General features: G+C 61.0%; 8 protein-coding genes, 1 pseudogene and 1 riboswitch. Of the genes and pseudogenes, 8 read left to right on the forward strand and 1 reads right to left on the reverse strand.

The features are described from left to right. The first annotated feature begins 552 nt into the window (after positions 1-552). Together Q0K02_RS11730 and Q0K02_RS11735 are read left to right on the forward strand one after the other, a co-directional pair. On the forward strand, positions 553-2,532 hold the full coding sequence (locus Q0K02_RS11730; protein ID WP_294489127.1) for an FAD-dependent oxidoreductase: 1,980 nt from the start codon (positions 553-555) through the stop codon (positions 2,530-2,532). Positions 2,533-2,553: 21 nt separating this feature from the next. Next, complete coding sequence (locus Q0K02_RS11735) at positions 2,554-4,356, forward strand: [FeFe] hydrogenase, group A (RefSeq protein WP_294489130.1); 1,803 nt, start codon at positions 2,554-2,556, stop codon at positions 4,354-4,356. Positions 4,357-4,489: 133 nt separating this feature from the next. Here the strand turns inward: Q0K02_RS11735 and Q0K02_RS11740 are convergent, their stop codons facing one another. Beyond that, entirely contained in the window at positions 4,490-4,966 is a 477-nt protein-coding gene (locus tag Q0K02_RS11740) for a GNAT family N-acetyltransferase (protein ID WP_294489133.1), read from the reverse strand. 781 nt (positions 4,967-5,747) lie between these two features. Continuing rightward, positions 5,748-5,832, forward strand: a riboswitch (glycine riboswitch). Positions 5,833-5,974: 142 nt separating this feature from the next. Between Q0K02_RS11740 and gcvT the strand changes: the two genes are divergently transcribed. The 6 genes and pseudogenes from gcvT to Q0K02_RS11765 all read left to right on the forward strand — a co-directional run. Beyond that, positions 5,975-7,057, forward strand: coding sequence for a glycine cleavage system aminomethyltransferase GcvT (gcvT, locus tag Q0K02_RS11745; RefSeq protein ID WP_294489136.1), 1,083 nt, complete (start codon positions 5,975-5,977; stop codon positions 7,055-7,057). Between the two features lie 100 nt (positions 7,058-7,157). Beyond that, on the forward strand, positions 7,158-7,541 hold the full coding sequence (gene gcvH, locus Q0K02_RS11750; protein WP_294489140.1) for a glycine cleavage system protein GcvH: 384 nt from the start codon (positions 7,158-7,160) through the stop codon (positions 7,539-7,541). A gap of 2 nt (positions 7,542-7,543) precedes the next feature. Continuing rightward, positions 7,544-8,863 carry an aminomethyl-transferring glycine dehydrogenase subunit GcvPA gene (gene gcvPA / locus Q0K02_RS11755; protein ID WP_294489142.1) on the forward strand — a complete coding sequence of 440 codons (1,320 nt, stop codon included), beginning with the start codon at positions 7,544-7,546 and terminating at the stop codon, positions 8,861-8,863. Next, a complete protein-coding gene (gene gcvPB, locus Q0K02_RS11760) occupies positions 8,860-10,293 on the forward strand; it encodes an aminomethyl-transferring glycine dehydrogenase subunit GcvPB (protein ID WP_294489145.1) in 1,434 nt (477 codons plus the stop codon). Before gcvPA ends, gcvPB begins: the two co-directional genes overlap by 4 nt. Positions 10,294-11,515: 1,222 nt before the next feature. Further along, positions 11,516-11,626, forward strand: a pseudogene (locus Q0K02_RS12380) (hypothetical protein); the annotation flags it as partial. Positions 11,627-11,647: 21 nt separating this feature from the next. Then, positions 11,648-13,971, forward strand: a 2,324-nt coding sequence (locus tag Q0K02_RS11765; RefSeq protein ID WP_294489148.1) for a hypothetical protein, incomplete at its 3' end; no start/stop codon positions are given.

The raw sequence follows: 13,971 nt of genomic DNA on the forward strand, positions 1-13,971 counted from the left end.
GGGCCGGAGGCCGGGCCTCCCCGAATCCTCCCAAAACGCTCCGGCGCTGCGAAGATGCGGCCTTTTTTTGCGGATGCCCGCTTCTGCCACGCTGCCGCCCCTGCGGCAGACGCCTCGCCGCTGCCTCATCTGCAACGCTTCCTCTCCGGCCTTGCCGCGTCCGCGCCGTTTCCCTGCCGCAGCGCTCCCCGCGCCGGAAGCACGCCTCGCCCCGTTTCGCTCTCTCCGTTTCTCGCGCCCGCCGACGTTGCGCCGCTTGGCGCCTTGCCTTTTCCGAAGAGAGCATCCCCTCCTGCCTCTGCGCCTCGCCCTTTCCAAATCGCTCGATGCTCTCCCGTCGCCGACGGCACAAAAACAGCGCCGCCCCGCCTCAGCGTCGTCCTGAGCCGCCCCCTTTCCGGGGCGCGTTGCTCCTGCTACATTTCGGGCCTTTACGAAGATTGTTTTTTTACCTACATATACCCGATAGTCTGCATATAAGGTTGACGACAGCCTGAAGATAGACCGTTTCCGGCGACCATTTACACCGCACCATCAAGGAGGCTTTGCCCTATGCCGCAGCTGATTTACGGAGTCTGGGACAATGTCGTGTACGACAACCGCGGAACCGCGGCTCCCACTGCTCCCGAAGACCTGCCGCTGGAACTTTTTGATCAGTTCAACGAGGGGAATCCCACGGAAATTTTCCTCAGCAACCGGGGTTTCCTGGTGTTTTCCCGCACGGCGAGCCTTGTCTGGGCGCTGTGGAAGCACCATCAGCGCCTTGCCGCCGAATCCTGCGGCAAGTGTTCCCCCTGCCGCGCAGGCTCGCCCATTCTCGCGCAGGAACTGGAAAAGGCCTGCCGCGGCGAACTCGTGCAGTGGGAAGAAGTGCGCGACATCACCGAACAGATGCACGAAACCTCGCTGTGCGGCGTGGGCCGCACCGGAACCACGCCCCTGCTCGACGCCCTCACCCATTTTCCCGACGAACTCCGTCCCTTCCCCCTTCACAGCGACGCGGGCTTCTATTCCGTGACCACGAGTCCGTGCATCGAAGCCTGTCCGAGCCACGTGAACGTGCCCCGCTACATCGACTACCTGCAGGACGGTCACAACGATCTTGCCGCCGGCGTGGTGCTCAATCACTATCCGCTTGCCGGAAGCTGCGGCCGCGTGTGCGTGCGCTACTGCGAAAAGGCCTGCCGCCGCGGTCAGGTGGACGCCCCTGTGGACATCAAGAATCTCAAGCGCTTCGCCGCCGATGAAACCATCGTGCCCGGCATTCTGAAGCCCGAACCCTGCCCCACCACCAAGAACAAGCGCGTGGCGGTCATCGGCGCGGGACCCGTGGGCGTGACGTGCGCCTACCAGCTTCTGGAAACGGGCTACCCCGTGGACATCTACGAAGCCCACGACAAGGCCGGCGGCATGGTGCGCTACGGCATTCCCTTCTACCGCCTGCCCAAGAACGTGCTCATGCAGGAAAACGAACTCGTCAAGGACATGGGCGGCATGTTCTTCTTCAATCAGAAGCTCGGCCGCGACTTCCACATCGACGATCTGTTCCGCCGCGGCTACAAGGCCGTGTTCATCGCCACGGGCTGCCCGCTCGGCGGCTACCTCGGCATGGAAGGCGAAGACACCAGCCTGCCCGCCTATGAAAACGGCATCGACTTTCTGGAAAAGGTGCACGACGCCCTCGAAGATGGCGAAACCCCGACCCTCGACGGCGACGTGGTGGTCGTGGGCGGCGGCAACGTGGCCATGGACTGCTGCCGCTCCGCCGTGCGCATGACCCGCGGCAAGGTGCATCTCGTGTACCGCCGCACCGAATCCGACGCCCCGGCCGATCGCGAGGAAATCGTGGAAGCCGGTCGCGAAGGCGTGGAATTCCATTTTCTTTCCGGTCAGCAGTCGCTGGTGGTGGAAAACGGCAAAATCACGGGCCTGCGCTGCGTGAAGATGCAGCAGACCGAACCCGACGAGAGCGGCCGCCGCGGCGTCAAGCCCATTCCCGGTTCGGAATTCGTCATTCCCTGCGACTACGTCATTGCGGCCATCGGTCAGAAGAGCGATCCGGCCATGCTCACCGAGGCCGACGGCATCGCCCTCGACCGCAAGAACTGTATCATCGTGGACGCCTATCAGGCCACCTCTCGCCCCGGCGTGTTCGCGGGCGGCGACGGCACCACCGGCCCCCGCACCAAGGGCCCGAGCGTGCTCATTCACGGCATGGCCCAGGGTTCCATCGGCGCGCAGGCCATCGCCAGCTATCTGGAATACGACCGTCCGCCCTTCCTCGCCCGCGAGCGCATCAGTCAGCTCATCCAGCAGGCGGGCCTGCTCGGCGACGACCCCGTCTGCGGTCAGGAAAAGAAGCCCCGCGTGAAGCTCAACGAGCTTCCCCCGGCCGAACGCGCCCACAACTTCAAGGAAGTGGAACTCGGCATGTCCCAGGAGGAAGCCTGGCAGGAAGCCAGACGCTGCATGCGCTGCTATCGCATCCTGTCCGTGGTTACCCGCTCCCCCATCCCCGGCTTCAAGGCCTAACCGTTTATGAGAGAATCCGCCATGAACGCATCCATCAACGGACGTGACTACACTTTCGAGTCGGGAGAAACCATCCTTGAGGTGGCCCGGCGCAACAACATATTCATTCCCACCCTCTGCCACTTCCAGCCGCTCGATCACAAGCCCGGCACCTGCCGCGTGTGCCTCGTGGAGGCGACCGACAAAAACGGCCGCACCGAAATGGTCACCTCCTGCAACACCCCCATGGAAGAAGGCATGCGCGTGAACACCAGATCCTCCCGCGTGCGCAACATGCAGCGCCTGCAGGTGGAACTCGTGTTCGCCGATCACGATCAGGACTGCGCGGCCTGCGCCCGTCACGGCGACTGCGAGCTTCAGGATCTCGCCGAATACGTGGGGCTTTCCACCAACCGCTTCGCCCCGCGCCTTGCGCACGACCGCCCCTTCGACAACACCATGCACGGCATGGTGCGCGACATGACCAAGTGCATACGCTGCCTGCGCTGCGTGGAAGTGTGCCGCAAGGTGCAGGGCGTGGCCGCCCTCACCGTGGACGGCACCGGCACCGGCGCGCACATCGGCGTGGGCATGGCGCCCAGTCAGAACACCTCCGCCTGCATCCAGTGCGGCCAGTGCACCCTCGTGTGCCCCACGGGCGCGCTCGCCGAACGCGATGAAAACGACGAAGTGCTCGACTACCTCGCCAATCCCGAACTCACCACGGTGTTCGCCTTCGCGCCTTCGGTGCGCGTGGTGGTCGGCGAGGAATTCGGCCTCGCCCCCGGCGAAAACGTGGAAGGACGCCTCGTGGCCGCCCTGCGCCGCCTCGGCGCGGACATCGTCATCGACACCGACTTCGCCGCCGACGTCGTCATCATGGAAGAAGGCACGGAACTGCTCGGCCGCATCAGAAACGGCGGCAAGCTCCCCATGTTCACGTCCTGCTGCCCCGGCTGGGTGAGCTACGCCGAAAAGCACTGCCCGGACATTCTGCCCTACGTGTCCACCACCCGTTCCCCGCAGGCCGTGTCGAGCTCGCTGGTCAAGAGCTACCTTTCCGAAAAGATGGGCGTTCCGGCGCGCAGAATACGCAACGTGTCCATCATGCCCTGCACGGCCAAAAAAGACGAGGCCGCCCGCTCCCAGCTCTACACCAGCAATCAGCCCGACACCGACGTGGTCATCACCGTGCGCGAACTCATCCGGCTGTTGCGCCGCACGGGCATTGATCTCGCCTCCCTGGAACCCGAACCATTCGACAATCCCTACATGAGCGATTCCACCGGCGCGGCCGTCATTTTCGGCACCACCGGCGGCGTGATGGAAGCGGCCGTGCGCACCGTGTACGCCGTGCTCAATCACAAGGAACTGCCCGGCGTGGACGTGGCTCCCGTGCGCGGCATGAAGGGCCTGCGCGAGGCCGACGTGGACCTCGGCAAGGAACACGGCGTCATCAAGGTGGCCGTGGCTCACGGCCTTGCCAACGCGCGCATGCTCGTCGATCAGGCCCTCGCGGGCGAGTCGCCCTACACCTTCATTGAAGTCATGGCCTGCCCCGGCGGCTGCGTGGCCGGCGGCGGCACCTGCCGCGTGAAGAAGAACTACCATCCGCACGCGCGCGAACGTCAGCAGGGCCTGTACGCCATCGACAGCCACAAGCCCCGCCGGCAGTCGCACAACAATCCGCAGGTCGTCAAGCTCTACGAGGAATATCTCGGCGAGCCCAATTCCCACAAGGCGCACGAACTGCTGCACACCCACTACACCGACCGCAGCAAGGTGCAGACGGAAAGCATTTCCGCCACCAAGAAAAAGCTGACGCTCACCGATCAGTCGGCCTGATTGCCCGCCGCCTGCGCATGAACCTGGGCCGCCCTTTCCGGGGCGGCCCTTTCTTTTATCGTTCCCGGCTCCGGATTTTCCGCTGACGCCCGAAGCTGGGAATACAGCCTTTTTCCCGCCCCAAGCGGCGCAGCTAGCGGGCAAGCTTTTGCAGCGTGTCTCCGGCTATTCTGTACACCGTCCAGTCCTTCATGGGCTCCGCGCCAAGGGAAAGATAAAAGTCGATGCTCGGCCTGTTCCAGTCGAGACACCACCACTCCAGACGGCCGCAGCCGCGTTCCACGGCCAGGGCGGCAAGCTTCTTCAGCAGCGCCTTTCCGCAGCCTCTGCCGCGGCATTCCGGCCGGACGTACAGATCTTTCAGATAGATGCCCGCCCTGCCGAGAAACGTGGAAAAATTATGGAAGAACAGGGCGAAGCCGACTTCCCTGCCGTTTTCAAGGGCAAAGAGGACTTCCGCCTTTTTCCGGTCAAAAATCCATTCTTCCAAAGTCGCCTCATCCGCGACGACTTCGTGCCGCAGCTTCTCATACTCTGCCAGTTCCCTGATGAACTGCAAAATAAGAGCGGTATCTTTTCGTTCCGCGAATCTGAAACTGAATTCCGTCATGCCTCTTCTCCCTGCCCCTGCGGGGCGGCTTTAGCGTTATGCCTGCCCGTGCGCCATTCAAGAATCTCTTCCCTGCCCGCGCGAGCGGACCAGGCTGCCGATGCTGAAAGAGAGCGCGAGTCCTCTCCTGCCCCCTGCGGGGCAACTCTTGTTCTAACGCAATGTTTCCACCGGGGACAGCTGTCGGCCCGATGCCTCCGCGCGCCGCGCCTGCATATCTCCGGCCCGCCGCGCCGTGACGCCTCCACAGTTTTTCCGAAGGGCCGCCCGTCTTCCTCCGGTTCCGTGCGCCGTCCTTTCTCCGCGCCGTGGTCCGACCGGCCGCATCCTTTCGTTCCTCGCCGCCGTACTCAAGCTCTCCTTCGGCGAGAGCTCTCCCCCGCGGCTTTCCATTCCCCGCTGCACTCCCGTCTCTTGGCCCTGCCTTTTCCGCCCGTTCCCCTCGCTTCGCCCGCCTTCTGCACCCTGCGCCTCTTCCTTTTTTCCTCCCCCTTATTCCCTCGCCCCTGCCTCGCACGCTCCTGATTCATGCCCCGAGCCGACGGGCGCTCCCCCGTCTTTGTCCTGCCATCCGAAACACTTCCGTTCCAGCCCTGCACTCCAGGCTCACATTCCTGTTCCACTCGTGAAAAAATACGCTTTCCCGGCGAAATCACAAACTTTTTTCCGGCATTTGCCCGCCTCCCCTTGACCTCGCTCCGCCGCCGTGCTACCGTTTTTTTGAATTAAAAAACAGCGAAGGCTGTTTTCCCAAAGCGCATAGAGATCCGGCATGACTTGGTTGAAGAAACCGGGAGAGATCACCCTTGCAGGGTGGCGCCGAAGGGGCCGCAAGAACTCTCAGGCAAAAGGACCGGTTTTGGACAAACTCTGGAAAGCAGGCATGCACCCATGAGGCAATCCGCGCGGCGGAGAATCTTTCAGGTTGGTAACAGAGGCACAGAGGACGAAGCAATTCGTCTGCTGTGCCTCTTTTTTTTATTTTCTTTTTTCGCAGGAGAAGGTTCCATGGAACTCAAGACCCCTCTTTACGACGTACACGTCGCGGAAGGCGGAAAGATCGTCCCCTTTGCGGGCTATCTTCTGCCCGTGCAGTACCCGACAGGCGTCATCAAGGAACACATGGCCGTGCGTCAGGCGGCCGGCCTGTTCGACGTCTCCCACATGGGAGAAATTCTCTTCACCGGCCCCACGGCCCTGAAAACCCTGAACCACCTGCTCACCAACGACTTTACCAGCATGCCCGTGGGCAAGGTGCGCTACAGCGTCATGTGCAACGACAAGGGCGGCGTCATCGACGACCTCGTCGTATACAAGTTCTCCGACGAAGAATATCTCGTCGTGGTCAACGCCGCCAACCGGCACAAGGACTACGCCCACATGGCCGCCAATCTTCTGCCCGGCACCAGGGCCGAAGACATTTCCGACTCCGTGGCCCAGCTCGCCCTTCAGGGCCCTGCCGCGCCCGCCATTCTCAAGAAGCTGGTTCCCGAGGACAAACTGCCGCAGAAGTACTACACCGCCGTGCGCGACGTGGACATCGCCGGCATGAAGTGCATGGTGTCCCGCACGGGCTACACCGGCGAACTCGGCTACGAAATCTACACCGCGCCCGAAAACGCCGTGAAGCTCTGGAAGACCCTGCGCGAGGCCGGCGAGGAATTCGGCCTCATTCCCTGCGGACTCGGCGCGCGCGACACACTGCGCCTTGAAGCCGCCATGCCCCTGTACGGCCACGAAATGGACGAAACCATTTCGCCCCTCGAAGCCGGTCTCGACTTCGGCGTGAAGCTGAACAAGGAAGAATTCATCGGCAAGGACGCCCTCGTGGCCGCAGGCGCGCCCACCCGCGTGCGCGTGGGCCTCGAAGTCACCGGCCGCGGCATTGCCCGCGAGCATCAGCCCGTGTTCATCGGCGACACGCAGATAGGCATGACCACTTCCGGCACCCACTGCCCCGCCGTGGGCAAGGCGCTCGCCATGGCCCTCGTGGACGTCGCCCACAGCGCCCCCGGCACCGAAGTCGAGGTGGACGTGCGCGGCCGCAGGGTCAGTGCGGTCATCGTGCCCCTGCCCTTCTATCACCGCTAGGCGGCAGGCCCGACGTTTTCTCTCCCCGCAGGCCGCCGAAAAAAGCGCGGCCTGCGCAACCTTCTTCGTTGAACCTTCTATCGTCTCTTTGGAGGATGCCATGTCTCACATTCCCGCCGAACTCAGATACTCCGCGTCTCATGAATGGATCAAGAACGAAGACGGTCTTTCCGTCATCGGCCTCACCGACTTCGCCCAGAGCTCCCTCGGCGACATCGTGTTCATCGATCTGCCCCAGGAAGGCGACGCCGTCACCGTGGGCGACTCCTTTGCCGACGTGGAATCCGTGAAGGCCGTGTCCGGCGTGTTCAGCCCCGTGACCGGCACCGTGGCCGCCGTGAACAGCGAACTCATCGACAACCCCGCCCTGCTCAACGAAAAGCCCTACGAAGCCTGGCTCATCAAGGTTTCCGACGTGACCGCCGTCGGCGATCTGCTGGACGCCGCCGCCTACGAGGCCGTGTGCAAGAACGAGGAGGCCTAGGCATGGGCAGCTACATTCCCGCCACGTCGGAAGAACGTCAGGCCATGCTCGCAAGCCTCGGCCTGCATTCCACCGACGAACTTTTCGCCTCCATCCCGCCGGAAGTGCGCCTGCACTCGCTGAACCTGCCCGACGGCCTGAGCGAGATGGAAGTCTCGCGCAAGGTGCGCGACATCGCGGACAAGAACGTCCGCTTCCGCAGCATCTTCCGGGGCGCGGGCGCGTATCGCCACTACATTCCCGCCATCGTGAAGACCGTGACCACCCGCGAGGAATTCGTCACGGCCTACACGCCCTATCAGGCGGAAATCAGCCAAGGCGTGCTCCAGTCCATCTTTGAATATCAGACCCAGATCTGCGAACTCACCGGCATGGACGTGTCCAACGCCTCGGTCTATGACGGCGCCGTCGCCGCGGCCGAAGCCGTGCTCATGTGCCTGGATCGCCGCAGACACGGCGTCGTGCTCGCCGGCACCGTCGATCCGCAGACCATCACCGCCGTGCAGACCTACTGCGAAAGCCGCAGCGTGCCCGTCACCGTGCTGCCCGTGAAGAACGGCGCCACCGATCCCGCCGATCTCGCCGCCGCCCTTTCCGAAAGCTCGGCCTGCGCCCTCGTGCAGAGCCCCAACTACTTCGGCGTGCTCGAAGACATGGACGCCCTTGTCGCCGCCACCCACAACGCCGGCGCAAAAATGGTCATGAGCGCGAATCCCATTTCCCTCGGCATCCTGAAAACGCCCGGCGAATACGGCGCGGACATCGCCGTGGGCGAAGGTCAGCCCCTCGGCATGCCCCTCGGATTCGGCGGCCCGTACCTCGGATTCATGGCCTGCCGCAAGGAACTCATGCGTCACCTGCCCGGCCGCATCGTGGGCGAAACCGTGGATCACGAAGGCCGCCGCTGCTTCGTGCTCACCCTCCAGGCCCGCGAACAGCACATCCGCCGCGAAAAGGCCTCGTCCAACATCTGCTCCAACGAAGCGCTCTGCGCCATGACCGCCTCGGTGTACCTCGCGGCCGTGGGTCCGAAGGGCCTCGCCCGCGTGGCCGAAAACTGCGCCGCCCATGCGCATTATCTGGCCGCAAAGCTGGCCGAAATTCCCGGCTTCTCCCTGCGCTGCGAAGGCAGGGAATTCTTCCACGAATTTCTCACGAACTGCCCCGTGGATCCGGAAGTTCTCTGCGCCAGACTCGCCGAAAAGGGCATTCTCGGCGGCCTGCCCGTGGACGGCGGCCTGCTCTGGTGCTGCACCGAACTTTGCAGCAAAAACGACATGGATGAACTCGTCACCGCCATCCGGGAGGTGTGCGCACAATGAAACTCCTCTTTGAAAGAAGCCGTCCCGGCCGCTGCGAAACCCTCATTCCCGCCTGCGACGTGCCCGCGGTCGAATTTTCTTCGTCCGCGCTGCGCGCCTCGGCTCCCCGTCTGCCCGAAATCTCGGAAATCGACCTCGGCAGACACTACACCGAGCTCGCTTCCCAGACTCACGGCGTGAACAAGGGCTTCTATCCCCTGGGCTCCTGCACCATGAAGTACAATCCCCGGGTGAACGAGGAAATGGCCTCGCTCCCCGGCTTTACGGACATCCATCCGCTCCAGCCCGCCGACACCGCCCAGGGCTGCCTTGAGGTGCTCTTCAAAACCGAACGCCTGCTCTGCGAAATCACCGGCATGGACGGCATGACCTTCCAGCCCGCCGCGGGCGCGCACGGCGAATACACCGGTCTGCTGCTCATCCGCCGCTATCATCAGTCGAGAAACGACGCGGCCCGCACCAGGATCATCGTGCCCGACTCCGCTCACGGCACCAATCCCGCCTCGGCCACCATGGCGGGCTTCACCGTGGTTTCCGTGCCCTCCAACGCCGAGGGCGGCGTGGACCTCGAAGCCCTCAAAAAGGCCGTCGGCCCCGATACCGCAGGCCTCATGCTCACCAATCCCAACACGGTGGGCCTCTTCGATCCCAATATTCTCGAAATCACGCGCATCGTGCATGAGGCGGGCGGCCTCTGCTACTACGACGGCGCCAACCTCAACGCCGTCATGGGTCACGCCCGTCCCGGCGACATGGGCTTCGACTGCGTTCACCTCAACCTGCACAAAACCTTCTCCACCCCGCACGGCGGCGGCGGTCCCGGCAGCGGCCCCGTGGGCTGCAAGGCCTTCCTCGAAGCCTTCCTGCCCACCCCCCGCGTGCGCGAAGAAAACGGCCGCTACAGCTTCTTCACCCCCGAACACAGCATGGGCCGCGTGCGCAGCTTCTACGGCAACTTCCTCGTCGTGGTGCGCGCCCTCACCTACATTCTCACGCTGGGCAAAGAAGGCATTCCCGAAGCCTCGGCCATGGCCGTGCTCAATGCCAACTACCTCATGAAGAAGCTCGCCGGCCACTACGACATGGCCTACGACACCCTCTGCATGCACGAATTCGTCATGACGCTCGAAAAGCTGAAGAACGAAACCGGCGTCTCCGCCATGGACGTGGCCAAATCGCTGCTCGATTACGGGATCCATCCGCCGACCATGTACTTCCCCCTCATCGTCCATGAGGCCCTCATGGTCGAACCTACCGAAACCGAAAGCCCCGAAACCCTCGACAACGCGGCCGACGCCCTCCTCGCCATCCTGGAGAAGGCCAAAACCGACCCCGACTACCTCCACGCCGCGCCCCACCACTGCCCCATCAGCCGCCCCGACGAAGTCCGCGCCGCACGCACCCCCGTGCTCCGCTACAACTTTGAATAAAAGGCGGAAAGGCAGAAGACAGAAAAGACAGGAAAGGCATGCGGGGGGAATAATTCCCCCCGCGCCCCCTTGTTTCCGCCTCCCGGCTTCGCCGGTTCGGCGGGACAGGGGGAACGGGAAAATTATGCGCAGAGCAAAGGCGAAAGAGGAAACTGTTCCGGCTAGGGACAAAAGATCCTCGTTCCGCTCTTCCCCTTCTTGTCTCATCTGAAAGTTTTACAGTCGAATATTCAATAAGAACAGCGTATCATCAAAAAGCGCCGTCTGTGTCAAAAGCAGACGGCGCTTTTTTTTGTGCCCTGAAGAGGTCTCCCCCTGCCTCGATTCCCCATGACAACAACATTCTTCTTTATTAATAAAACTGACAGTTCTTCATAAAATAATTTACTATGTTATTTAGTATAAAAATTATTTAATTAAAATTTTATTATCTAAATTTTTATGCAACTTACATAAAATATCATTTCAAAAATAAAATATAACCTGTCAAAAAACCATAGTTTTTTGACGGTCTATCCCCTGCGTCATCATGAATCTATGAAATGCGCCGTTCAGAAGCCTATGGCATGCACTTATATGCATAAAGACGTATCCCATAGAAAAAATACAGTCAATTCTGGAGGTTATTGACATGTTGACAAAAGGGGCAATCGGCAATCTCATCAACCGGTACAAAGCGGTTCTCAAAAAATGTCACCTTATGAATACGTTCGGTTCTCTGGCTGTGGCGTCCATGCTGGTCATGGGCTCCGCAGGGGTGGCTATGGGCGGCACTCCTTTTCTGGCAACGGAAAATCAACAATTAAGCGGCACATATGAAAACCAAACGAATACCGACGGTACATTGGCAGGTGTCGTTACCGTCAACTATCCAACTGAAGGTGTTTCTATTGCCGACGGTACAAGCTTTAAAAATAACTCGACCGAAGCGAGTGCCGGTGGTGCCGCAAAGATTATGAATGGCATCACCATAGGAAACAACGTTAGCTTTGAGAATAACAAAGCCACAGCCAAGGGATGGGGCGGTGGTGCTCTTTATGTAAAGCTGGCTAACGGTACTACAACCTCTTCTAATGGCAAAGTTGTTATTGGTGATAATGCAAAATTCACCGGTAACGAAGCTGGTCTTGGTGGCGCTATAGCACTGGAATATGGCAACCTTTCATTTGGAAAAAATGCTCAGTTTGAAGGCAACAATGCTACAAACGGTGGTGCCATCGCTATGTGGCAGGATGCGGATGATCATGGAGACCTTCAATCCCAGCTTGATTTGAATAATACAACATTCATCAACAACACTGCCGCAGAAAACGGCGGTGCTATTTCCGCCGGTCCAAACTCTGGATCAATAACTATGGACGGTGCCACCTTTACCGGCAACACCGCCAACGGACAGGGCGGCGCTATCTATAATCAGGGCAACCTTACCGTCGGCGCCACCTTCACCGGCAACAAGGCAAGCCAGGGCGGCGCCATCCTGAACTACGGCGGTACCGGCACCTCCCTGACTGTCACCGACGGTTCCCGATTCAGTAACAACGAAGCCAGCTCCGTCGGCGGCGCCATTTCTCACGTCGATGCCGGAAATATGGTCATCGGCAATAACGTGATCTTTGAAAACAACGTGTCCGTTGCCGGTCAGGGCGGTGCGCTCCACAACCAGCGAGCCACCACAGAAATCGGCAACAACGCAAAGTTTACCAACAACATCGCCAAGGGCTACGGCGGCGGTGCCATCTATCAGGATACCGATTCCACCGCCTCGTCCGTGACCATCGGCAACGCTGCTGAATTCATCGGCAACGAAACGGAAACTTCCCATGGCGGCGCCATCATGAACTTCAACGGCGGCAACGGCGCAGCCATGACCATCGGTGACGGCGCAACGTTCGACGCCAACAAGGCCGGAAAGACCGGCGGCGCCATTTCCAACTGGGGCGGCAAGGTTTCCGTTGCCAATGCCACATTCACAAACAACACCGCAGCCACAAACGGCGGTGCCATCTACAACGACACGTACTTCAAGGATGACTCCAGCTTCACCATCAACGGTGCCACCTTCTCCGGCAACACCGCCAACGGACAGGGCGGCGCTATCTATAATCAGGGCAACCTTACCGTCGGTGCCACCTTCACCGGCAACAAGGCAAGCCAGGGCGGCGCCATTCTGAACTACGGTGGTACCGGCACTTCCCTGACTGTCACCGACGGTTCCCGATTCAGTAACAACGAAGCCAGCTCTGTCGGCGGCGCCATTTCTCACGTCGATGCCGGAAATATGGTCATCGGCAATAACGTGATCTTTGAAAACAACGTGTCCGTTGCCGGTCAGGGCGGTGCGCTCCACAACCAGCGAGCCACCACAGAAATCGGCAACAACGCAAAGTTTACCAACAACATCGCCAAGGGCTACGGCGGCGGTGCCATCTATCAGGATACCGATTCCACCGCCTCGTCCGTGACCATCGGCAACGCTGCTGAATTCATCGGCAACGAAACGGAAACTTCCCATGGCGGCGCCATCATGAACTTCAACGGCGGCAACGGCGCAGCCATGACCATCGGTGACGGCGCAACGTTCGACGCCAACAAGGCCGGAAAGACCGGCGGCGCCATTTCCAACTGGGGCGGCAAGGTTTCCGTTGCCAATGCCACATTCACAAACAACACAGCAGCCACAAACGGCGGCGCCATCTACAACGACACGTACTTCAAGGATGACTCCAGCTTCACCATCAACGGTGCCACCTTCTCCGGCAACACTGCCGAAGAAAAGGGCGGTGCCATCTATAACGCCGGTACGATGACCCTTTCCGGCACGAACACATTCTCAAACAACACCGCGGCAGGCGATGCCAACGACGTTCACAACGCCGGAACCATGACCATAGCAAGCGGCACGACGCTCATGAACAGCGGCTACACGCAGGAAGGAGCCTCTTCCGCCCTCAACGTGAACACCGGCGCCACGCTTGCCGTTGCCATGCCCGACATGGGCGGCGTAACGGCCTCCAAAGGTGAAGCCATGCTGGCTCTCGGCGATCAGATCACCCTCGGCGGCGGCAAGCTGCGCGTGGGCGAGGGCTTTGTTGATCCTGATGCCGACGTGGCCTTCGGTGCCAACTCCGTGCTGGTTGTGGACGGCAAGGTTGCCGCGGAATCGCCTCTCATCAACGGCGCGACCGGGGAAACCCTTTCCGTGGCGGACAGCTCCAAGCTGTACATTGCCAATGCTCATGCCGGTGAAGCCTACACCATCACCGACGGCCTGGAAGCCGAAGGTTACTGGGATTCCGCCAACCTGCTGGCCGGTCGCCTGATCGAAGCCGAAGTTTCTCAGGACGGTGACTCCATCGTTGTGGAAACGGAAGCCAAGGACGCCGCCAAGGTGCTGCCCGGCATCATTCCCGTGGCCGCTCTCAACACCATGGTCAGCAACAATCTGAACGACACCGAATCCTCTTCCATGGGCATCCGCTTCCTGAGCCGCGCCATAGACAACGTGCAGTTCATGCCGAATGACGCCACTGCCACCGCCATGGTGAACGAAGTCTCCCGCGCGGCCGTAACCGCGGGCGTGCAGAACACCGCTCTGCGCCTCGCCGACGCCGGGGTGGATCAGCTCATTCATCATCTGTCGCTGAGCTTCTTCGGCAAGGAAAACAACATCCACAAGGA

Origin of the sequence: uncultured Mailhella sp., assembly GCF_944324995.1 — a bacterium.
Lineage (GTDB): Bacteria > Desulfobacterota > Desulfovibrionia > Desulfovibrionales > Desulfovibrionaceae > Mailhella.